We start from the raw sequence: 22,669 nt of genomic DNA, 5'->3' as shown, positions 1-22,669 counted from the left end.
CCTTATCCGTCTACGTCAACAGTACGTTTCTTCTCGTTGAGGTAGTTTTTCAGGTAGCCGTCAATAACACGCGGGTTCTGACCATCCTGTATTGCCAATAAACCGTCCATGATAAGACGGCGGTTCATCTTCTCCTGGTCTTTACGCAGGCGAAGCTTTGCAGCAATAGGAATCGCGATCATGTTGGCGAGCATGGCGCCGTAGAGTGTTGTCAAAAGTGCTACCGCCATCGCGGGGCCGATTGCCTTCGGATCATCCATGTTTGAAAGCATGGCTACCAGACCGATCAGCGTACCGATCATCCCCATTGCCGGGGCAACGTCTGCAAGTGCGCTGTAGAACTGCGCACCACTGTCATGGCGTTCGTCGGTCATTACAATGTCTTTTTGAAGCGTCATTTTCACGACTTCAGCATCGTGACCATCCACCAGCATGTCGACGCCTTTCTTCATGAAGGAGTTCGTCACTTCCATTTCTTCAAGTGCCAGGAAGCCACCTTTACGTGCTGCGTCTGCCATCTCTACAATTTTGGCAATGAGGTCTTCCGGGTCATCGGCTTTAAACATGAAAGCCTTACCCGCGATCTTGAATGCACCGAAGAACTGCCCCATGGTGTAGTTCATCAATACAACAAACAGACTGCCACCGAATACGATTAACGTTGAAGGAACGTCTACGAACATACTGATGGTGCCACCCAGCAACATCGCCATGACGATGAAGGCAAAGGCGCCCAAAATACCTAGAAGTGTCGCCAGATCCACGGAACGATCCCCTTAATTTTTTTACTAGCCAGAAAGAGTGGTGACGTTTTCCCAAGCAACCTGAATCAGCAGGTTATTAAACCGCTTGAGTATGACTGAATTCGCTATCTGCCTTTCCGTTAACGGCAGAAGAAGCGATAGATTTAGCGCGTACTTTAAATTTTATACCCATCTCATCTCAAGATGCAGATTTTCCTCTCAAGATTAAGCTCAATGTCTACTTCTGAATATAGGAAGCCGGACATACAATTGAGAGACAAATTTTTGCCGCTGATGAAAACACACGCAAAATTCAGGCCGTATTCGCGCTAAACCCCATAAAATCTCCCCGGCAGCGCAGATTTTCACTCAAGCGTTTGACCCCTAACAGACGCTGGGTTAACTTCTCCGCCATTCTGATACATCTGGATTTATCATGGCTGCTAAGAAACCTGAAAACATGACCTTTGAAGAAACCCTCAAAGAGTTGGACACGATTGTTAATGGCCTTGAAAGTGGTGATTTGCCGCTGGATGCAGCATTGAAGCAATTTGAACGCGGGATCTCTCTGGCCCGTCAGGGACAAAAAACACTCTCTGATGCAGAGCAACGTGTCGAGATCCTGCTCGCGCAAGACGACAACGACCCTTTGGAAAAATTTGAAGACACGCGCGATGAGTGATACCGCTTTAACGTCCACCCTCATTCATTACCAAAATCGCAGCAACGCGCAGCTTACACATTGGCTTGATAATCTGGGGCATGACGAACAGCCTTTGATTCAGGCGATGAAACATGGCGCTTTGCTGGGTGGTAAACGCGTTCGTCCTTACCTGACATACGTGACAGGCAAGCTGTTTGGCGTTTCTGAAGAAGCACTGGATACTCCCGCTGCCGCCATAGAGTGTATTCACGCTTATTCCCTTATCCACGACGATTTACCGGCAATGGATGATGACGCTCTACGTCGGGGTCAACCAACCTGCCACGTCGCCTTTGATGAGGCCAGCGCCATTCTTGCGGGCGACGCACTGCAAACATTGGCTTTTACCATTCTCGCAGAAGGTGATCTTTCGTCAGAGGGTGACGCGTACCGTATTGAGATGGTCAAAGAACTGGCAGCTGCGTCCGGTGCAGCGGGCATGTGTCTTGGTCAGGCGCTGGATCTTGCTGCGGAAAGAAAGAAAGTCGATCTCGAAGCACTCGAAACGATTCACCGCAATAAAACAGGTGCTCTTATCCGTTGCGCGGTCCGCCTGGGAGCGTTGGCGGCAGGCGAAAAAGGTGTAACATACCTTTCACAACTGGATACATTTTCCAACGCCATTGGCCTTGCGTTTCAGGTGCAGGATGACATTCTAGACATCACCAGCGACACCGAAACCCTTGGAAAACCACAAGGTTCCGATCTCGAAGCGGAAAAAAGCACTTACCCAGCCTTGCTGGGACTGGAAGGCGCACAGCAGAAAGCTGAGCTTCTTTATAAAGAAGCACTACAAGCCCTGCAAGCGATCCCCTACAATACAGAGCAATTGGAACTGTTCGCCCGGTATATCATCGAGCGCAAGAATTAAAACAAATAGCGCCATAAAACGAATATATGACTCTCGATATTTCTAAATACCCAACGCTCGCACTGGCAGACATGCCTGACGAACTCAGAACGCTACCACGCGACGTTCTGCCGAAGCTGTGCGATGAGCTCAGAACATATCTGCTCAACTCCGTGAGCCACTCAAGCGGCCACTTTGCTTCAGGCCTTGGTGCCATTGAGCTGACTGTGGCGCTTCACTGCGTTTACAACACCCCATTTGATCATCTGATCTGGGATGTTGGTCATCAGGCATACCCACACAAGATTCTGACAGGTCGCCGTGAGCGCCTGACGACTATCCGCCAAAAAGACGGTTTACACCCATTCCCGTGGCGTGAAGAAAGCGAGTATGACGTACTTTCTGTCGGCCATAGCTCCACCTCCATCAGTGCCGCTTTAGGGCTGGCCATTGCCGCCGCCAAAGAAGGTCGTGATCGTAAAGTAGTCTCCGTGATTGGTGACGGCGCAATCACCGCAGGTATGGCGTTTGAAGCCATGAACCATGCAGGTGACGTTCACGCAGACATGCTGGTGATTCTGAACGATAACGAAATGTCGATTTCAGAAAACGTTGGTGCGCTCAATAATCACCTGGCGCAACTGCTATCGGGCAATTTCTACACCTCCATCCGTGAAGGCGGCAAGAAAGTGCTGTCCGGCGCACCACCAATTAAAGAGCTGGTTCGCCGTGCCGAAGAGCACCTGAAAGGCATGGTTGTGCCGGGCACCCTGTTTGAAGAGCTGGGGTTTAACTATATTGGTCCTGTTGATGGCCACGATGTCGAAGAGCTGGTCAAAACCATCAAGAATATGCGTAACCTGAAAGGCCCGCAGTTCCTGCATGTGATGACTAAAAAAGGCAAAGGTTACGAGCCTGCGGAGAAAGATCCGATTGGCTATCACGCTGTGCCTAAGTTCAACCCGGCTGAAAATACCCTGCCGAAAGCCAAATCATCCGGCCCAACGTTCTCCAAGATCTTTGGCGACTGGCTGTGTGACATGGCGACAGAGGACGAAAAGCTTCTGGCGATCACCCCTGCCATGCGCGAAGGCTCAGGCATGGTACGATTCTCCAAAGAATTCCCAGACCGTTACTTCGATGTAGCGATCGCAGAGCAGCATGCGGTGACCCTTGGTACAGGCATGGCGATTGGTGGCTACAACCCTGTAGTTGCCATTTACTCTACCTTCCTACAACGCGGTTATGACCAATTAATTCACGACGTGGCAATCATGGATTTGCCTGTCATGTTCGCTATCGACCGTGGCGGCCTGGTTGGCGCAGACGGCCAAACTCACCAAGGTGCGTTTGATCTTAGCTTCATGCGTTGTATTCCAAACATGGTGATCATGACGCCGAGTGACGAGAACGAGTGTCGCCAAATGCTTTACACGGGCCATACCCATCACGGTCCAAGTGCTGTTCGTTATCCTCGTGGCACAGGTTGTGGCGCGACCGTTGAAAAAACCATGAGCGCATTGCCAATCGGCAAAGGTGTGGTTCGCCGTCAAGGTGAAAAGATCGCTATTCTAAACTTCGGCACCATGATGCCTTACGCCCTGCAAGCAGCAGAAAACCTGAATGCTACCGTTGCAGACATGCGTTTCGTGAAGCCATTGGATGAAGCCCTTATCGACGAGCTTGTTGCATCACATGATGTGCTGGTTACTGTCGAAGAGAATGCCATTTCCGGCGGTGCTGGTTCTGGTGTGATTGAATACTTGATGAAGTCCCGCCAAATCAAGCCCGTGCTGCAAATTGGCCTGCCGGATAAATTTATCCACCAAGGCACCCAACAAGAGCTGCATGAGGAACTCGAGATCGACGGTAAAGGCATTGAAGCGCAAATCCGACGTTATCTGGGTGAATAACTTCTAAAAGATATACTAAAAACGGCGCATTCAGCGCCGTTTTCTATTTCGTAAGGCCACAGATTAACTGAGCCAATACGTGTAACCAGCCCAAAGTGTCACCATCGACATCAAGCCCGCCACAATATCATCAAGCATAATGCCAAAGCCGCCATGAACTTTCCTATCCAGCCAACTGATAGGCCAAGGTTTTACCATGTCAAAGAACCGGAAAATGATAAACCCGGCCAGGACAACCTGCCAGTCAGTCACGGGAACAAGGAGCATAGTGATCCAAAAACCGACAAATTCGTCCCAGACAATGCTGCCATGATCATGCACGCCCATATCACCTGACGTTCGGCCACAAAGGTAAACACCGATGAATGAACCCAACACAATGGCGACAGCCAGCACGATCGGAGAAAAGCTGACTAATAGATAATAAAAAGGTACGGCTGCCAGCGTTCCCATAGTGCCGGGCACAATGGGTGATAGACCGGAGCCAAAACCTGTCGCCAGCAAATGAACAGGATTGGAAAGACGAATTTTACTAATTGGATTATCCATACATCACTCGGAGAAATGATCCCAACCACTCAGGGACCAATCGACAGGCTTGCCCTGCCATTGCACTGTCACGCCCTCACCATGGCGAATTTGGCCAATACAGGTCACGGCAGTATTAGTATGCGCAAAAGCTGCATCCACCGCGCCACGGTGACTCTCAGGTACAGTAAAACAAAGCTCGTACTCTTCGCCACTGGTTAGCGCGATTTTCGCTGCTGCTTCTTCGCCGCCGGCAAACGCCATCAACTCATCAGATACTGGCAAGGTGTCCGCGTTGATAACCGCGGAGACATTGCTCGCTTTCAAGATATGCTTAAGGTCAGCAACCAGACCATCAGAGATGTCCAGCGCGGAAGAGGCGATTTCACGAAGGGCCTGTCCAGCCAGTACTCTTGGCTCAGAATAATAGTGACGATTCAACAGGGTATTTTCTGTCTCATTCTTAGGGGCATTACCCTTCAAGATAACGTCCAAACCTGCAGCGCTGTCGCCAAGGTTCCCCGTCACATACAACCAGTCCCCGACCTTCGCACTATCACGACGAATAGCTTTACCCGCTGGAACAACGCCTTGAAGTGTAATAGTAATACTCAGTGGGCCTTTGGTCGTGTCACCACCAACAAGCTGAACTTGATAATACTCAGCGAGTTTGTAGAAACCTTCACAGAATGCAGCAAGCCAAGGCTCATTAGGTTCAGGAAGTGTCAGTGCAAGAGAACACCAGGCAGGCATAGCCCCCATGGCCGCGAGGTCACTTAAGTTGGAAGCCAACGCCTTGTGTGCGATTTTGACAGGGTCTGCATCTGGGAGAAAGTGGTTGCCTGCCACAAGGCTGTCCGTTGTAACAACCAGTTGGCAGTTTTCTGGCACAGTGATGACGGCTGCATCATCCCCAATGCCCAAATCCACATCGCGGCGCGTGACTGGCTGCGATTTAAAGTAACGGTTTATCAGGTCGAATTCGTTACCGGCCATTATTCCTTCCCTAAGAAAAAGGCCAGCGTGGCTGGCCTTTGAAGTCTTAACTCGATATTACTTTTTACGCAGCGTCGGTACCGCTTTATCCAGCACACCGTTCACGAATTTGTGGCTGTCTTCTGCGCCAAAACGCTTCGCCAGCTCAATCGCTTCGTTAATAACTACTTTGTAAGGAACGTCTTCGCGTTTGCACAGCTCATACATAGCCAGACGAAGAAGTGCGTGTTCCATTTCGTCCAGATCCTGGATTGGACGAGACAGGTAAGGACGCATTTTGCTGTCCATTTCCTGGTAATTTAGAACAACACCTGCCAATAGATCACGGAAGTAATCTACGTCAGTTTCTGGTTGGCGCAGGCGTGGTTCTTCCGCCTGATGCTCTTCTTCTTCATAGTTGTCTGCCGCAAGGAATTGAGCTTCGATATCAGCTACGTTGCCTTGCGTCAGTTGCCATGAGTAGATTGCTTGTAGTGCAAAATGGCGCGCGTTGCGCCGTGCGGCTGGTTTCACAGTAACCCCCGATTAGGATTCGATTTGGGACAGTACGTTTACCATTTCAAGCGCGCTTAGTGCAGCCTCTGCCCCTTTATTACCAGCCTTGGTACCCGCGCGTTCGATGGCTTGTTCAATGGTGTCTACGGTCAGCACGCCGAATGCAACAGGAGTATCAAACTCAAGCGCAACCTGTGCCAGACCTTTGTTACATTCTCCGGCCACATAGTCAAAGTGTGGCGTACCGCCTCGGATCACTGATCCCAGCGCGATAATAGCGTCGTAACGGCCGCTTTTTGCAACACGTTGTGCCACCAGCGGCAGCTCGTAAGCGCCTGGGCAACGTACTACAGTAATATTGTCTTCACTTACTTGGCCCTGACGCTTCAGCGCATCAATAGCACCATCCAGCAGGCTTTCGTTAATAAAGCTGTTGAAACGGGAGATAACGATAGCAACTTGAGCATTTGGTGCTGCGAATGCACCTTCGATTACCTTCATGGGCCTTCCTATGACTTATTTATCCGGATTGAGAAACCGCGGGATTCTATCACACTTTTCTGCAAAGCCGCCAGCGCTTATGCCGCTTGGGAATTTGCATCGAATCCAGCCTGTTTCGGAATAAAAAAACGCAGCTTGAGCTGCGTTTTCTTTATCAGCGTCGTTTCAGTTTAGTCAACGACGTACTCGACAACTTTCAGACCAAAGCCTGAAAGTGCATGGTAGCGTTTATTGGTTGAAGACAACAAACGCATATCTGTCACGCCCAAGTCTGCCAAGATTTGCGAACCTACACCAACACGACGGCTGGTGCCCTGCCACTTAGCGGCAGCCGGTTTCTCGCCTTTGTCCTGCGCTTCAAAAGTACGTACTTTGTTGATAATGGATGAAGAAGACTCTTCTTTACCCAGAATGACCAGCACACCACCATCAGCATTGATACGTTTCATCGCATCACTCAATGACCAGCTGCGCTCGGCTGAACGATCGGAATGCAGCAAGTCTGTAAAGGTGTCTTGGAGGTGCACGCGTACCAGCGTTGGCTGGTTGCTCACTTCTCCTTTACGCAGGGCATAATGCACCTGACTGTCGATGGTGTCACGGTAAGTGATCAGATCAAACTCACCATATTCCGTCGGCAGCTTACACTCTGCTACCCGCTCAATGGTGGTTTCGTTGTTGTTACGGTATTCAATCAGATCAGCGATAGTACCTAGCTTGATGCCATGCTTCTCGCCGAACTTTTCCAGATCCGGACGACGCGCCATGGTGCCGTCTTCGTTAAGGATCTCAACAATCACACCTGCAGGAGAGTAACCCGCAAGGCGCGCCAAATCACAACCTGCTTCAGTGTGACCTGCTCGGGTCAGTACACCACCATCCTGAGCCATCAACGGAAAGATATGTCCCGGCTGAACCAAATCTGCAGCAACTGCATTCGGTGCAACCGCGGCTTCTACCGTGCGTGCACGATCAGCAGCAGAAATACCCGTTGTCACGCCTTCTGCTGCTTCAATAGAAACGGTAAAGGCAGTCGAAAACTGAGCATTGTTGTCGCTGACCATCAATGGCAAACCAAGGCGTTGGCAACGTTCTTTAGTCATGGTAAGACAAATCAGGCCACGGCCATATGTCGCCATAAAGTTGATAGCTTCCGGCGTAATTTTTTCTGCTGCGATGATGAGGTCGCCTTCATTCTCGCGATCTTCATCGTCCATCAGGATAACCATTCTGCCCTGACGGATGTCTTCGATAATCTCTGCTGCGCTGCTGATTGGCATGGTTCTATCCCTGTTCTTACCGGCAATCCGGTTCTGTTATCTTAAAAAGCCCGACTCAGCGAGCTTTGCCATGGTCAAACCGCCTGCACCACTTTGTTGCGCAGCACGGTCGCCCATCATTAATCGTTCAAGGTAGCGGGCAATCACATCCACTTCGATATTGACTTGGTATCCGACAGTGAAATCTTCGATCGTCGTTTCCAGAGCGGTATGCGGAACGATGGTGAGTTTGAATCGATTTCCATCCACCGCGTTGATTGTCAGACTGATGCCATCAATCGTCACCGAGCCTTTCTCTGCCAAGTATTTGGCAAGCTCTGCGGGTGCTTCGAGCCAAAGTTCAATCGCACGCCCTGTTTGAGTGCGTGAAACAACAGTCGCCACGCTGTCGACATGGCCGGAAACCATATGACCGCCAAAACGCGTTGTAGGCAGCATGGCTTTTTCCAGATTCACTTTCTGGCCCGCTTTATAGGTTGCAAAAGCAGTACGGTTCAGTGTCTCACCCGATAGGTCCGCCACATAACCCTTTCCAGTCAATTCGACCACGGTCAGACAAACACCATTGGTAGCGATGCTGTCGCCCAGTTTCACGTCAGCCAGATCCAGCTTACCACTTTCGACAGTCAGCGAAATGTCACCGCCTTTCGGGGTAATTTTCTGGATGTAACCAACCGCTTCGATAATTCCTGTAAACATATTCTTTCGCTTTAAATTTTATTCTGGCTGTGGCTTTTGCATACGAAGACGCACGTCATTGCCGATGCGGGTCACGTCAGTCAGCTCAAAGGCAGGTGCCTGACTCATACAGGTCATTCCCTGCAGGTTGACCAAACCACGGCTGTCGTTCCCCATCAGTTTAGGCGCCTGATAAATAATCAGCTCATCCACCAAACCAGCTTTCAACAAACTGCCGGCCAGCGTGGCACCCGCTTCCACCCAGATATGATTGATACCATTTGCTGCCAGAGCACGCATGGTATTGTTAAGATCAAGCTGTCCTGCCTCTTTGGCAACGGTGAGCACTTTTGCAGTTTCACTTTCTGAGTCGGTTTGAGAAGCCGTGACAACGATGACTTCACCATCCAAAGAGAAAAGATGCGCCTCTTTCGCCACCTTTCTATGGGTATCGAGAATCACTCGGATTGGCTGGCGCAGATTGTCTTGGGAATACTCTGCTTTTACAGCAGCAGGCAATTGTTCCCAGCGAACGTTAAGAGATGGATTGTCGTCCAATACCGTCTGGCTGGTTGAGAGAATCGCACCTGCTTGAGCCCGGAAAACCTGCACATCGGCGCGGGCTTCATCTCCGGTGATCCATTTACTCTGACCATTTGCCAGTGCCGTGCGACCGTCAAGACTGGAGGCAAGCTTTAGCTGTACAAACGGCAAACCGGTTTTCATCACTTTGATAAAACCTGGGTTCAGCGCTTCAGCTTGTGCCTGCATTAAACCGACATCAACCTGAATACCTGCATCACGCATACGCTGTATACCACGCCCTGCCACTTTGGGGTTTGGGTCCACCATGGCACAAACGACACGGCTAACACCCGCAGCAATCAATGCATCAGCACAAGGAGGAGTACGTCCGTAGTGGGAGCATGGCTCAAGGGTGACGTAAGCGGTGGCACCTTCAGCTTTGTCACCCGCTGCGTGCAACGCGTGCACTTCTGCGTGCGGTTCACCGGCACGAAAGTGAAAACCCTCGCCAGTAATGTCATCACCCTGAGTGATCACACAGCCAACGTTAGGGTTAGGAGCGGTGGTGTAGATGCCAAGTTTCGCAAGCTCGATGGCGCGCAGCATCATTTGAGAGTCAAAAATTGAAAACATGTATCCGCTTATTTTTCCAGGCGGGCGATTTCTTCACCGAAGTCTCGGATATCTTCAAAGCTGTGATACACAGACGCAAAGCGAATGTACGCGACTTTATCGAGTTCTTTCAGTGCATCCATCACCAAATTACCCACCAACGTCGAAGACACTTCTCGTTCACCCGTTGCACGAATCGTTGATTTTATGGTGTTAATGGATTTTTCGATATCGTCTGTGCTCACAGGGCGCTTTTCGAGAGCTCGCTGAATACCGCCACGCAATTTATCTTCGTTAAATGGCTCTCTGTTGCCATTGGTTTTGATGATACGCGGCATCACCAGCTCTGCAGTTTCAAACGTGGTATAACGTTCGTTACACGCCAAACACTGGCGACGACGACGCACCTGATGGCCGTCTGCGACCAGTCGTGAATCAATGACCTTGGTGTCATTCGCACCACAAAATGGACAGTGCATCTCGCCTCCTTAAACAATTGGTGAACAGTGTAACCGATTTGCAGACCTGAGAAAGCGTGAAAGTGGTGAAAACAGGCACAAAAAAAGCACCCGAAGGTGCTTTTTTCAATCAGATAACGTCTTATGCGTAAACTGGCAGACGTTTACAGATTTCCAGTACTTTCGCTTTCGTCGCTTCAATCACTTCCTGGCTTTCGATGTTATCCAGAACATCACACATCCAGTTAGCCAATTCTTTCGCGTCATCTTGCGTGAAACCACGACGGGTGATTGCTGGAGAACCAACACGGATACCAGAAGTCACGAATGGGCTGCGTGGATCGTTAGGAACACTGTTCTTGTTCACAGTGATGTTCGCTGCACCCAGTGCTGCGTCAGCTTCTTTACCTGTGATGTTCTTGTCGATCAGGTCAACCAGGAACAGGTGGTTTTCAGTACCGTTAGATACCACTTTGTAGCCACGCTCTTGGAACTGTGCAACCATCGCTTTTGCGTTATCTACTACGCGCTGCTGGTATGCTTTGAACTCTGGTTCCATCGCTTCTTTGAATGCAACAGCTTTTGCAGCGATAACGTGCATCAGAGGGCCACCCTGACCACCAGGGAATACTGCTGAGTTCAGCTTCTTGTACATGTCTTCGCCTGCGTTAGACAGAATCAGACCGCCACGAGGACCCGCCAGCGTTTTGTGAGTGGTAGTGGTAACGATGTGTGCGTGTGGGATTGGCGTTGGGTATACACCCGCTGCAATCAGGCCCGCTACGTGCGCCATATCAACGAACAGGTAAGCACCTGCTTTGTCCGCGATTTCACGCATGCGCGCCCAATCAACGATTTGAGAGTAAGCAGAGAAACCACCGATGATCATCTTAGGCTTGTGCTCAAGCGCCAGTGCTTCCATCTCGTCGTAGTTGATTTGGCCAGCTTCGTCGATACCGTAAGGGATAACGTTGTAGTGCTTACCAGAGAAGTTAACTGGAGAACCGTGAGTCAGGTGACCACCATGAGCCAGGCTCATGCCCAGAACCGTATCGCCTGGGTTCAGCAGCGCCATGTAAACTGCGCTGTTTGCTTGAGAACCTGAGTGTGGCTGAACATTCGCGTACTCTGCACCGAACAGCTCACATGCACGGTCGATTGCCAGCGCTTCTGCTTTGTCTACGTACTCACAACCACCGTAGTAACGCTTGCCTGGGTAGCCTTCAGCATATTTGTTAGTCAGTTGGGAACCTTGCGCTTCCATAACGCGAGGGCTGGTGTAGTTTTCTGACGCGATGAGCTCGATGTGCTCTTCCTGACGTGCAGTTTCTTCCTGGATCGCGGCAAACAGCTCCGCATCGTAATCAGCGATGTTCATGTCACGCTTTAGCATCTGTATCTCCTGACTCAGATAGTTCCCTGGGTACCAAGTTGACCGGATAACTCGCTTGGGCAAATCATCGGGTCAACTTGGTTTGGGTTGATTTACACCAAATTAAAAACGCCAGTATCCATGCGGACGCAAACGTTTTCGTCATTGCTTTCCTATTGGCTGCGATTCTACAAAATTTGTTGCGCAACAGGTAGTAGGAATCACATTTTTTTTGCCTGAGTGAACATGGTCTTTTCTCATTCCAATCATGAATTGAATTCACATTGACCAATGTCACAGTCTGTAAACCACAGATCTTTACACCCCGTAAGCCATTGCTGACACAAGAGCTTGCGCGTGTTTACCCTGCCTCTTTCCTCCCTTATGCAATCTCATTAAGATGCCCTGCTTTTCATCCATTTACTGTGAAAGGCGACACTGGGAAAGTTTCCAAAGAGAATCAAACATCCCAGCTTTGTGTGAGTACATTCTTGCGTCGTGAATCCCTTTAAAAACGACACATTTTTAGGAGTTATTGCGTTGAGTTATCAGCCCAAACATTCACAGTTTGAAGATATGATTGCGGTCCTGTCCGGTGCGTTCATTGTGGCGCAGGGAGTGTATTTCCTTCAGCAGGCAGGTTTGCTTACTGGCGGTACGACAGGTCTGGCACTTTTGATCACCCAGTTTACAGACCTCTCTTTCGGCACCCTTTATTTTCTGATGAACGTACCTTTCTACCTGATGGGATGGCGACGTTTTGGTACTCAGTTTGCTCTTCGAAGCGTCTTTGCCGGTGGAATGGTTTCTTTCATCGTCGACCACATTTCTCACGTGTTTACCATTGGCTGGCTACAGCCGCTTTACTGCGGATTAATCGGTGGCTTGTTGATGGGTGTGGGCATGCTGATGATCTTCCGCCATAACGCGAGCCTCGGTGGCTTCAATGTGCTGGCACTTTACTGTCAGGACAAGTTCGGTATCCGCGCAGGCAACGTACAGATGGCGATTGATTTTGCCATCCTGCTGGCCTCGTTCTTCTTCGTTTCGCCATGGCTACTTGCCTGCTCGGTCGTCGGTGCATTTGTTTTGAACTTGGTGCTGACCATGAACCACAGGCCAGACCGCTATGTGGTTTGCTATTAAGTTACCGCTAACCGCGTAATGAAAGCGAAAAAGCCTCCCAATTGGGAGGCTTTTGAACTTGTATGAGTGGCGATTAGATCGCTTCTTCGTCTTCTTCACCGGTACGGATACGTACAACACGCTGAACGTCAGTGACGAATATTTTGCCATCACCGATCTTGCCGGTTTGCGCGGTTTGCACAATGGTTTCAACGCACTGGTCTGCGGCATCATCCGCAACCACAATTTCCAGTTTTACTTTTGGCAGAAAGTCCACCATGTACTCCGCGCCGCGGTAAAGTTCTGTGTGGCCTTTCTGGCGTCCAAAGCCTTTGACTTCAGATACAGTCATGCCCGTGATGCCTACTTCTGCCAGTGCTTCACGCACGTCGTCAAGCTTGAACGGCTTGATAATCGCTTCAATTTTTTTCATCTCGCATTCCCTTAAATTCTGGATTAAGCAAACAGCTCAATACCTTAATTGTAACCTTACACCATCCTGTTGGCGCAGCTTTCCTTAACAAAATCCCGGATTAAACCAGAGACTTTTTCCATGTCGTGGTTTTAGTTTCGCCACAGGCAAACGGTGGCTCGTAGCCGGAATTGGTCAGCAGCGCCTGCATAGGTTTACGTCCGATCACCGCGCCGCAGTCCACTTTCAGCTCGCAAGTGACGGTGGCGGCATAAGCTTCCAACGCATTCAATAGATTTTTGCCAATGCCCTGAAGGCGGCTAGCCTGGTCCACTTCAAGCAGAGTCAGCGTGGCGTCTTCTACCATGATGCCGTTATGGCGCTTTTCGTGTTGAAGCACGGCGACAGCAACAGGGTCACCATCCTTTTCTGCCACCAGCATAGGGATCTCTTGAGTGGATTCAGGATCATTCAGTTTTGCCAATGAGGGAAAACGGCGCTGCAGGGATTCTGGAACCTGTCCGGAAGGAATGAGCGTAAAGCTGATCGCACTGTCCATTGCATTTCTCTCCATAAAATTGCCGAAACACTTTACCCTCTAGCCAATACCGGATGCAATCGGATAAAAAAGCCGCTACCCGAAGGTAGCGGCTCGTGTCACAAGTTTGCTGTTTCAAACACGATGTTTGATTAACCCAGTTTAACGCGCGCGTTGCGGAACATGCGCATCCAAGGGCTATCCTCACCCCAGTTGTCTGGGTGCCAAGAGTTAGCAACTGTGCGGAATACGCGCTCTGGGTGCGGCATCATGATGGTTACACGACCGTCACGTGTAGTCAGGCCGGTAATACCGTTAGGTGAACCATTCGGGTTCGCTGGGTAATCCTGAGTCACCTTGCCAAAGTTATCCAGGTAACGCAGTGCGACTGTGCCTGATTGCTCAATCGCAGCCAGATGCTCTGCATCTCGCACTTCCACCCGGCCTTCACCATGAGAAACCGCGATAGGCATGTGAGAGCCCGCCATACCACTCAGGAACAGAGATGGGTTCTCCTGAACCTGAACTAGACTGAAGCGCGCTTCAAAACGCTCAGATTCGTTGCGAACGAAACGCGGCCACAAGTCTGCACCTGGGATCAAATCGTGCAGGTTAGACAGCATCTGACAGCCGTTACACACGCCCAGCGCGAACGAATCGCCTCGGTGGAAGAAACGCTCGAACTGGTCACGCGCCTGATCATTGAACAGAATAGATTTCGCCCAACCTTCACCCGCGCCCAAAACGTCACCGTAAGAGAAGCCGCCACAAGCTACCAGGCCGTTGAACTCTTCCAGTGAAATGTTGCCTGCCAGCACGTCACTCATGTGAACGTCTTTGGCATCAAAGCCAGCGCGGTCAAATGCTGCAGCCATTTCAACATGGGAGTTCACGCCCTGCTCACGCAAAATTGCCATTTGAGGACGTGCGCCCGTTGCGATAAACGGTGCCGCCACATCTTCCTGAACATTGAAGGTCAGGTTCGCTGACAAACCAGGGTCGTTAACGTCTTTCTTCGCATCAAACTCTTGCTGGGCACCGCGTGGATTATCACGCATTGCCTGCATTTGATAAGTGGTTTCCGCCCAAATGGTACGAAGCTCTGTGCGGTTCTGATCCAGCACCAGTGCGTCACCATTCCAGATACGGACAGCATCGTCTTCTGTCAGGGTACCAATCACATGGCTACATGTTTCCAGACCGTGTGCAGAAAGCGTCGAAAGCACAGAATCCAGATCTTCGGTGCGAACCTGAACCACAGCGCCCAGTTCTTCGTTGAACAGCGCTGCCAGCTCGTCGCTGCACTCGCCTTCAGCAGATAGGGTGTTGATATCCACTTCCACACCCACGTGACCAGCAAAAGCCATTTCCGCCAGTGTCACATAAAGGCCGCCGTCACCACGGTCATGGTAAGCCAGCAGTTTTTCGTCGCGTACCAGTGTTTGCATTGCATTGAAGAAGCCTTTCAGCAGCTCTGGGCTGTCAACATCAGCAGGCTTGTCACCCAACTGCTTGTAAACCTGCGCAAGCGCGGTTGCACCCATGCGGTTTTGACCTTGGCCAAGGTCGACCAGAACCAGTGCGCTGTCGCCTTTGTCAGTGCGAAGCTGAGGCGTGACTGTCTTGCGTACGTCTTCGACACGGCCGAATGCGGTAATGATAAGAGACAGTGGCGAGGTGTTTTCTTTCTGCTCGCCATTCTCGTCCCAGCGGGTCTTCATAGACATTGAGTCTTTACCCACAGGAATGGTCAGATCCAGCGCTGGACACAACTCTTCACCCACCGCTTTTACTGCTTCATAAAGGCCAGCATCTTCACCTGGGTGACCTGCGGCAGCCATCCAGTTTGCAGACAGCTTAATGCGCTTCAGGTCGCCGATGTCAGAACAGGCAATATTGGTCAGAGATTCAGCGACTGCCAGACGTGCAGACGCAGCAAAGTCCAGCAGTGCAACTGGCGTACGCTCACCCATCGACATAGCTTCGCCATGGTAAGTGTCATAACTTGCTGCAGTCACTGCACAGTTCGCAACCGGCACCTGCCAAGGGCCGACCATTTGGTCACGTGCAACCAGGCCAGTTACTGTGCGGTCACCAATGGTGATAAGGAAGGTTTTCTCAGCAACTGAAGGCAGACGCAGCACACGCTGGGTGGCTTCTTCAATATTGATGCCGTCACGGGCAATTGTCTGACCTTCCACTTTCAGAGAGGTCACGTCACGGTGCATTTTCGGTGGCTTGCCAAGCAGAATATCCATTGGCATATCGATAGGTGTGTTATCGAAGTGGCTGTCTTCCAGCGTCAGGTGACGCTCTTCAGTCGCTTCACCTACCACCGCGTAAGGCGCACGTTCGCGTTTACAAATCGCATCAAACACGTCCATGTTTTCTGGCGCAACCGCCATTACATAGCGCTCTTGAGATTCGTTACACCAGATTGCCAATGGGCTCATGCCTGGTTCGTCATTCGGTACGTCACGCAACTGGAACTTACCACCGCGCTCGCCGTCATCCACCAGCTCAGGTAGGGCATTCGAAATACCGCCCGCGCCCACATCGTGAATAAACGCAATTGGGTTTTGCTCGCCAAGCTGCCAACAGCGGTCAATCACTTCCTGACAGCGGCGTTCCATTTCTGGGTTCTCACGTTGAACAGAAGCGAAATCCAGATCTTCGGTCGACTGGCCAGATGCCATTGAAGACGCAGCACCGCCACCCAGACCGATGTTCATCGCCGGGCCGCCAAGAACAATCAGCTTCGCGCCAACTGGGATTTCTTTTTTCTGTACGTGCTGGTCACGGATGTTGCCCATACCGCCCGCAATCATGATTGGCTTATGGTAACCACGCACTTCTTCACCGTTGTGCGAGGTCACCTTTTCCTCGTAAGTACGGAAGTAGCCCAGCAGGTTCGGACGGCCAAATTCGTTGTTAAATGCGGCGCCACCCAGAGGACCTTCCAACATAATATCCAGCGCGTTCACGATGCGGTTTGGTTTGCCGAAATCCGTTTCCCAAGGCTGCTCAAAGCCCGGGATACGCAGGTTAGATACTGTAAAACCAACCAAACCCGCTTTTGGCTTACCGCCGATACCGGTTGCGCCTTCATCACGGATTTCGCCGCCAGAGCCGGTTGATGCGCCAGGCCATGGAGAAATTGCCGTTGGGTGGTTGTGGGTTTCCACTTTCATCAGGATATGTGCTTCTTCCTGATGGTAATCATATTGGCGTGACTCTGGATTCGGGAAGAATCGACCCACATTAGAACCTGTCATCACAGCTGCGTTGTCTTTGTACGCTGACAACACGTATTCACTGTTATGTTCAAACGTATTCTTGATCATCTTGAACAGGCTCTTTGGCTGTTCAACACCATCAATGGTCCAGTCCGCATTGAAAATCTTGTGACGACAATGCTCAGAGTTTGCCTGTGCAAACATCATAAGCTCAATGTCGTTCGGGTTACGACCCAGTTTGGTGAAGCTTTCCACCAAGTAATCAATTTCGTCTTCCGCCAGCGCCAGACCCAACTCAACGTTGGCTTTTTCCAGTGCTTCGCGTCCGCCACCCAAAACATCGACTGCCGTCATTGGTGCAGGCGTTGCCGCTTGGAACAATGCAGAAGCTTCATCGAATTGGCCAAATACCACTTCCATCATGCGATCGTGGAGCAGATCAGCCAGTACTTTTTGCTGTGCTTCAGATAGCTCGCCGGACAGTTCAACATAGTAGGCAGTGCCACGCTCAAGGCGTTTGATTTGGGCTAAGCCACAGTTGCGGGCAATGTCGGTAGCTTTAGAAGACCAAGGGGAAATGGTGCCGGGGCGTGGTGTAACAAGGAAGAGGGTTCCAGTAGGTGCATGCTCTGCGATCGTTGGACCATAAGTGAGCAGGCGATCCAGTTTTTGCTTCTCGTCCTCGCTTAAAGGCGCGCTGAGATCAGCAAAGTGAATATACTCAGCATAGAGGCTGGTCACAGGCAAGTCGTTTGCTTTGCAGCTTTCCAGCAGTTTTTGGACTCGAAATTCGGACAGAGCGGGGGAACCACGCAAAATTTCCATGTGCGTACGTCTCTCGGTTAGCGGTGAATTAAAGTAATATTGACCTAACCCCATGATTTACATTGCGCAAATGAGATGGGAAAGCCATGTCGATACCACTTCTAAAGGCTTCGGGGCGGTATTATAGGGGAAAAAAGTGAGCGACGTAACACTTGACGCAACCGTTTGCGCAACTTTTTTTGACTGACGTTTATTGTCACTATTCTGAGGATTGCCCAAGTAACGGTTGCGGCTTAACTTTCAGCATACGGCCAGCTTTGATATAACAGTCGTCAAACTTTAGAGGTAGGCATAACTTTTTGAACTCGAACGCTGTAAAACGAACCTATCAACTACTCACTGGCTTTTTTCTGATGCTGTTCCTCGCAGGCTGCGAGTGGAAGTATGATGACAGAACAGAGCTGGAAAAAATTCGCGATCGCGGCGTATTGCGCGTTGGTACCCTGAATAACCAGCTTTCTTATTACATCGGTCCCGACGGCCCAACCGGTCTCGACTATGAACTCGCTGCTCAATTTGCACAAAGCTTAGGCGTTAAACTTGAGATGCAGCCAGCGTATACGCTGTCTGGTCTATTTCCTGCTGTTGAGCGCGGCGATGTCGACATCATTGCGGCGGGCTTAACCATCACCAAAGACCGTCTAGAGCATTTTCGTCCTGGACCTGCTTATTACTATGTCAGTCAGCAGTTGGTATACAAGAACGGTCACTGGCGTCCACGTAATCTGACAGAACTTAATAAAGATGGCGCGCGCGTTGCCGTGGTTGAAGGCTCCAGTCATGCCCTTACCCTTCAGGCAATTCAACGCGAATACCCGGAACTTATCTGGGAGAGCGTCAAAGACACTGACGACGATGAGCTTCTCAAGCAAGTGGCTGACGGCAAGCTGGATTTCACTATCGCAGACTCGGTGGATATTGCACTGGTGCAGCGCACTCATCCAACCATCACAGTTGCATTGGAGCTGACCTAAGACGAGCCTGTTGCCTGGTTTATGAAGAAAACACAGGATGACAGCGTTTACGCCCTGATGATTGAGTTCTTCGGCAAGAAGACCCAAAGTGGTGAATTAGCAGCACTCGAAGAGAAATACTTTGGTCATGTCGGCAGCTTCGACTTTGTCGATACCCGCGCCTTCCTGCGTGCAATAGAATCCAAACTGCCTGAATGGGAGCCATTGTTTAAAAAATACGCCGATGAGTTTGACTGGCGTTTACTGGCTGCCCTTTCTTATCAAGAGTCTCATTGGAATCCGCGCGCCGTTTCACCGACTGGTGTGCGCGGCATGATGATGCTGACACTACCAACAGCAAAATCAGTTGGCGTGAAGAACCGACTGGATCCTGAGCAAAGCATCCGTGGTGGTGCTGAATACTTGCGTAAAATGCTACACCGCGTGCCAGACAGTGTTAACGAGCATGAGAAAATCTGGTTCGCGCTGGCCTCCTACAACATTGGCTTCGGTCACATGATGGACGCACGCCGCCTAACCAAGGCGCAAGGTGGAAACCCTGACTCTTGGGCTGATGTGAAACAGCGTTTGCCACTGCTTGCTAAGCGTCAGTACTACAAGCAAACCCGTTATGGTTATGCCCGTGGTTATGAAGCACTAAGCTACGTAGAAAACATCCGTCGTTACTATCAGAGTATCGTCGGCTATGAGCAGGATCAGGAACAGGCGATTGCCAGCGATGCTGCTGATAATCTTGAAGGCTTGCAAACCATCAAAGTGGAAGACGTGCCTGGTGAAGGTGTCAGTGAAGTGATTGATACAGTAGAAGCAACACCTGTGGCCGATGACGCTGAGAACAAAGACAAAGCACCAGAAACTCAGGAAGAAGACAGCGAGAAAAACTAGTTTGAATCTGTCATCCTGCGTTCATAAAGGGCGACTATAAATACTAATAAGCGCAGCCGGGCTGCGCTTATTTTTTCAAAAGGATTAACGATGTTTGCAAAAAAACGAAAGGTACAGGCTAACTTTGCCCGTAACTCCAGTGCGGCGTCGAACCGTCGCAAGCGTCAACGTAATGTGGCACTGAAAAAGGTGCTATGGCGCCAACGCACTTTCGCTATCCGCGAATTCGCTATGATGGACGAGAGCTTCTAATTCTCTTCAGAAGGGTTTTGCGCTGCTTTACGCGCTTCTTTTTCCGCTTTCTTTTCTGAGCGACGACGGCGGAAAAATGCCTGCAGCTGCTCACGACATTCCTCTTCCAACACGCCTCCCTGATACTGGACATGATGGTTAACACCTTCATAACTCAGCAAATTCATGACACTTCCTGCAGCACCGGTCTTATAATCCGGCGCGCCAAATACTACCCTACAAATCCTACTGTGCACCATGGCGGACGCACACATTGGACAAGGCTCCAAAGTGACATAAAGCACCGCATCTAACAGGCGGTAGTTTTGCAATACTTTACCTGCCTGGCGCAGTGCCATCATCTCCGCATGTGCCGTCGCATCATGCTGGCCGATCAAGCGGTTCCAGCCTTCTCCAATGACGACACCATCATGCACGACAACTGCACCGACGGGAACTTCACCTTCGGATTCTGCTTTGCCTGCCAGCTCCATCGCCCGGCGCATAAACTGCTGATCTAATTCACTCTCTGCCACTGTGTGCCTTTACTTCAATCTTGCTTTGCGGCGGAGTATATCACTCCAAGCCACCTAATCCTTAGCCTGATTTGCCAGCTTTGCCGCCAGAAAATCCACCAACAATTTAACGCGAAGGGGCTGCAAACGACGGTGCGGGAAAAGTGCCCAAATTCCCTCTTCCAAATCCTCGTAAGCATTCAGCACCTTGACGACCTCACCGCTTTCCAACGCCTCCTGCAAGTAATAATCCGGAAGCTGAATTAACCCATTGCCGCGGATCGCAGCATCCAGCAAGGCAATACCACTGTTGCAGCGAAGGTTGCCACGAACACGGACAGAGCGCTCTTTACCTTCCTCACGGAAACGCCAGTAGTCATGCTGACCACGAAGACAATTGTGTTGGGCCAATTCAGAGAGTGTATGAGGGGTGCCAAATTTGGAAAGATAATCCGGTGAACCACAAACAATAAGACGACGTGTAGCCAAGCGCTTACACACCATGGAGGAGTCCACCAAGCGCCCTAACCTTAACGCCACATCACAAGATGAATCGACAAGGTCTAGCGTCGCATTGGTCAGGTCTACCTCTATTTGAATTTCGGGGTAGGCTTGCATGAAATCGAGGATCAACGGCATCACCACTTTTTCCCCATAGGTCACTGGCGCTGTCAGTTTGATGTGTCCATTCGGCGTCTCGTGCAACTGAGTCACAGCACTCTCTGCCTCTTTCAGGCCGTCTGCCAGTAACCGGCAATGCAGATAGTAAATATCACCCTCTTCTGTCGTAGAAACCTTTCGCGTGGTGCGGAACAGAAGGCGGGTATTGAGTCGTTCCTCAAGCAATGCCACCTGACGGCTCACATGCGCCGTTGATGCCCCCAACCGCTTTGATGCTTTGGTAAAGCTGGCTGTTTCAACCACTGCCAGAAATTCTGAAACCCCTTGCCAGTCCGACATTATTTCTCACCAGTAAAAGTTAATTGCAATCCAAGTGGATTATCACACGTTTAGAAACAAATAGACTATTACTCAAATTCAGCGTGTCACAAAAGTGAACTCGCTCCTTCAACTTATATCGCCTAGGGTTAGACGATAAGGGACTAGCCCTTTACCAATGAGGATGCTTGCAATGGCAGAACAATTTATCAAATCACGCGCAGCGATTGCCTGGGAAGCAGGCAAACCACTCAGCATAGAAGAAGTGGATGTCATGCTGCCAAAAGCGGGCGAAGTACTGGTGCGTATTATCGCAACCGGCGTTTGCCACACAGATGCATTTACCCTGTCAGGTGATGATCCAGAAGGTATCTTCCCTGCAATTCTGGGCCACGAAGGCGGCGGCATTGTTGAACAAGTGGGTGAAGGTGTCACCAGCGTTCAAGTGGGTGATCATGTTATTCCCCTTTACACCCCAGAATGTGGTGAATGTAAGTTCTGTAAGTCAGGCAAAACCAACCTGTGTCAGAAAATTCGTGAAACCCAAGGCAAGGGCCTGATGCCAGACGGCACCACCCGCTTTTACAAAGATGGTCAGCCAATCTATCACTACATGGGCTGCTCAACTTTCTCTGAGTACACAGTATTGCCTGAGATTTCTCTGGCCAAAGTGAATAAAGACGCACCTCTCGAAGAAGTCTGCCTTCTTGGCTGTGGTGTGACGACCGGAATGGGCGCAGTGCTCAACACCGCTAAGGTCCAAAAAGGCGACACTGTCGCTGTGTTTGGTCTGGGTGGTATCGGTCTTTCTGCCATCATCGGCGCTGCAATGGCGGGGGCGAGCCGCATCATTGGTATCGACATCAATGAGAGCAAGTTCGAACTGGCTAAAAAGCTAGGTGCGACTGACTGCATCAACCCAAGCAAGTACGACAAACCGATTCAGGATGTCATTGTTGAACTGACCGACGGTGGTGTGGATTACTCGTTCGAGTGTATCGGTAACGTCAATGTCATGCGTTCAGCACTTGAGTGTTGCCACAAAGGCTGGGGCGAGTCTGTGATCATCGGTGTTGCCGGTGCTGGCCAGGAAATCTCTACCCGCCCATTCCAACTGGTTACCGGTCGCGTATGGCGTGGTTCAGCATTCGGTGGTGTAAAAGGCCGTTCAGAACTGCCTGAAATCGTCGAGCGTTACATGGCGGGTGAATTTGCCTTGGACGACTTCATCACCCACACCATGGGCCTTGATGGTATCAATGAAGCATTTGATCTGATGCACGAAGGCAAGAGCATCCGCTCTGTTATCCATTACGACAAGTAAACGACACAATA

Annotated in this window: 21 protein-coding genes and 1 pseudogene; 7 read left to right on the top strand and 15 right to left on the bottom strand. The window is 50.5% G+C overall.

Translation table 11 applies throughout. The features are described 5' to 3' along the window. Window positions 1–2: 2 nt before the first annotated feature. A complete protein-coding gene (pomA, locus tag GCE9029_RS00695) occupies window positions 3–764 on the bottom strand; it encodes a flagellar motor protein PomA (protein WP_002537012.1) in 762 nt (253 codons plus the stop codon). A 415-nt stretch (window positions 765–1,179) separates the two neighbouring features. On the opposite strand from pomA, the gene xseB reads away from it, so the two are divergent. Genes xseB through dxs form a run of 3 tightly spaced genes read left to right on the top strand, consistent with a single transcriptional unit; the run spans window position 1,180 to window position 4,209 of the window. Continuing rightward, on the top strand, window positions 1,180–1,425 hold the full coding sequence (gene xseB, locus GCE9029_RS00690) for an exodeoxyribonuclease VII small subunit (RefSeq protein WP_062660611.1): 246 nt from the start codon (window positions 1,180–1,182) through the stop codon (window positions 1,423–1,425). Further along, window positions 1,418–2,317, top strand: a complete 900-nt coding sequence (gene ispA / locus GCE9029_RS00685) for a (2E,6E)-farnesyl diphosphate synthase (protein ID WP_062660610.1) — start codon at window positions 1,418–1,420, stop codon at window positions 2,315–2,317. Before xseB ends, ispA begins: the two co-directional genes overlap by 8 nt. Window positions 2,318–2,343: 26 nt before the next feature. Next, window positions 2,344–4,209, top strand: coding sequence for a 1-deoxy-D-xylulose-5-phosphate synthase (dxs, locus tag GCE9029_RS00680; protein ID WP_062660609.1), 1,866 nt, complete (start codon window positions 2,344–2,346; stop codon window positions 4,207–4,209). 63 nt (window positions 4,210–4,272) lie between these two features. Here dxs and pgpA read toward each other — a convergent pair whose 3' ends face one another. The 9 genes from pgpA to glyA form a co-directional block, all read right to left on the bottom strand. Next, the gene (pgpA, locus tag GCE9029_RS00675) at window positions 4,273–4,758 is read right to left on the bottom strand and encodes a phosphatidylglycerophosphatase A (protein ID WP_062660608.1); all 486 of its coding nucleotides are present in this window, start codon (window positions 4,756–4,758) and stop codon (window positions 4,273–4,275) included. Between the two features lie 3 nt (window positions 4,759–4,761). Continuing rightward, window positions 4,762–5,733, bottom strand: coding sequence for a thiamine-phosphate kinase (thiL, locus tag GCE9029_RS00670; protein WP_062660607.1), 972 nt, complete (start codon window positions 5,731–5,733; stop codon window positions 4,762–4,764). Window positions 5,734–5,790: 57 nt separating this feature from the next. After that, window positions 5,791–6,246, bottom strand: coding sequence for a transcription antitermination factor NusB (nusB, locus tag GCE9029_RS00665; protein ID WP_002537000.1), 456 nt, complete (start codon window positions 6,244–6,246; stop codon window positions 5,791–5,793). Window positions 6,247–6,258: 12 nt separating this feature from the next. Further along, the gene (ribH, locus tag GCE9029_RS00660) at window positions 6,259–6,729 is read right to left on the bottom strand and encodes a 6,7-dimethyl-8-ribityllumazine synthase (protein WP_002536998.1); all 471 of its coding nucleotides are present in this window, start codon (window positions 6,727–6,729) and stop codon (window positions 6,259–6,261) included. A gap of 170 nt (window positions 6,730–6,899) precedes the next feature. Then, window positions 6,900–8,009: a bifunctional 3,4-dihydroxy-2-butanone-4-phosphate synthase/GTP cyclohydrolase II gene (ribBA, locus tag GCE9029_RS00655; RefSeq protein WP_062660606.1), complete on the bottom strand. Its 1,110-nt coding sequence runs from the start codon at window positions 8,007–8,009 to the stop codon at window positions 6,900–6,902. Window positions 8,010–8,045: 36 nt separating this feature from the next. Then, window positions 8,046–8,708 carry a riboflavin synthase gene (locus GCE9029_RS00650; RefSeq protein ID WP_062660605.1) on the bottom strand — a complete coding sequence of 221 codons (663 nt, stop codon included), beginning with the start codon at window positions 8,706–8,708 and terminating at the stop codon, window positions 8,046–8,048. 18 nt (window positions 8,709–8,726) lie between these two features. After that, a complete protein-coding gene (gene ribD / locus GCE9029_RS00645; RefSeq protein WP_062660604.1) occupies window positions 8,727–9,845 on the bottom strand; it encodes a bifunctional diaminohydroxyphosphoribosylaminopyrimidine deaminase/5-amino-6-(5-phosphoribosylamino)uracil reductase RibD in 1,119 nt (372 codons plus the stop codon). Between the two features lie 8 nt (window positions 9,846–9,853). After that, window positions 9,854–10,303: a transcriptional regulator NrdR gene (gene nrdR / locus GCE9029_RS00640; protein ID WP_002536993.1), complete on the bottom strand. Its 450-nt coding sequence runs from the start codon at window positions 10,301–10,303 to the stop codon at window positions 9,854–9,856. A 121-nt stretch (window positions 10,304–10,424) separates the two neighbouring features. Continuing rightward, a complete protein-coding gene (gene glyA, locus GCE9029_RS00635) occupies window positions 10,425–11,675 on the bottom strand; it encodes a serine hydroxymethyltransferase (protein WP_002536991.1) in 1,251 nt (416 codons plus the stop codon). Window positions 11,676–12,230: 555 nt separating this feature from the next. Here glyA and GCE9029_RS00630 point away from each other — a divergent pair. Continuing rightward, window positions 12,231–12,800, top strand: a complete 570-nt coding sequence (locus tag GCE9029_RS00630; RefSeq protein ID WP_062663075.1) for a DUF6198 family protein — start codon at window positions 12,231–12,233, stop codon at window positions 12,798–12,800. Window positions 12,801–12,873: 73 nt separating this feature from the next. Here GCE9029_RS00630 and glnB read toward each other — a convergent pair whose 3' ends face one another. From glnB to purL, 3 genes are all read right to left on the bottom strand, one after another. Beyond that, on the bottom strand, window positions 12,874–13,212 hold the full coding sequence (gene glnB / locus GCE9029_RS00625) for a nitrogen regulatory protein P-II (protein WP_062660603.1): 339 nt from the start codon (window positions 13,210–13,212) through the stop codon (window positions 12,874–12,876). 100 nt (window positions 13,213–13,312) lie between these two features. Beyond that, on the bottom strand, window positions 13,313–13,750 hold the full coding sequence (locus GCE9029_RS00620; RefSeq protein WP_062660602.1) for a GNAT family N-acetyltransferase: 438 nt from the start codon (window positions 13,748–13,750) through the stop codon (window positions 13,313–13,315). A 131-nt stretch (window positions 13,751–13,881) separates the two neighbouring features. Further along, window positions 13,882–17,790: a phosphoribosylformylglycinamidine synthase gene (gene purL / locus GCE9029_RS00615; protein WP_062660601.1), complete on the bottom strand. Its 3,909-nt coding sequence runs from the start codon at window positions 17,788–17,790 to the stop codon at window positions 13,882–13,884. A 353-nt stretch (window positions 17,791–18,143) separates the two neighbouring features. On the opposite strand from purL, the pseudogene mltF reads away from it, so the two are divergent. Together mltF and GCE9029_RS26470 are read left to right on the top strand one after the other, a co-directional pair. Further along, window positions 18,144–19,649, top strand: a pseudogene (gene mltF, locus GCE9029_RS00610) (membrane-bound lytic murein transglycosylase MltF). Window positions 19,650–19,739: 90 nt separating this feature from the next. Continuing rightward, a complete protein-coding gene (locus GCE9029_RS26470; RefSeq protein ID WP_197475308.1) occupies window positions 19,740–19,901 on the top strand; it encodes a hypothetical protein in 162 nt (53 codons plus the stop codon). On the opposite strand, the gene tadA is transcribed toward GCE9029_RS26470, so the two are convergent. Further along, window positions 19,898–20,416, bottom strand: a complete 519-nt coding sequence (tadA, locus tag GCE9029_RS00605; protein WP_082804239.1) for a tRNA adenosine(34) deaminase TadA — start codon at window positions 20,414–20,416, stop codon at window positions 19,898–19,900. The genes GCE9029_RS26470 and tadA overlap by 4 nt on opposite strands. 54 nt (window positions 20,417–20,470) lie before the next feature. Next, window positions 20,471–21,355 (bottom strand): LysR family transcriptional regulator, encoded by an 885-nt coding sequence (locus tag GCE9029_RS00600; RefSeq protein ID WP_062660600.1) that lies wholly within the window; start codon window positions 21,353–21,355, stop codon window positions 20,471–20,473. A 172-nt stretch (window positions 21,356–21,527) separates the two neighbouring features. Here GCE9029_RS00600 and GCE9029_RS00595 point away from each other — a divergent pair, with 172 nt between their 5' ends. Further along, entirely contained in the window at window positions 21,528–22,658 is a 1,131-nt protein-coding gene (locus GCE9029_RS00595; RefSeq protein WP_062660599.1) for an S-(hydroxymethyl)glutathione dehydrogenase/class III alcohol dehydrogenase, read from the top strand. Window positions 22,659–22,669 lie beyond the last annotated feature (11 nt).

It is taken from the genome of Grimontia celer (genome assembly GCF_900055185.1).
Classification (GTDB): domain Bacteria; phylum Pseudomonadota; class Gammaproteobacteria; order Enterobacterales; family Vibrionaceae; genus Enterovibrio; species Enterovibrio celer.
This window is presented reverse-complemented; position numbering and strand designations above follow the sequence as displayed.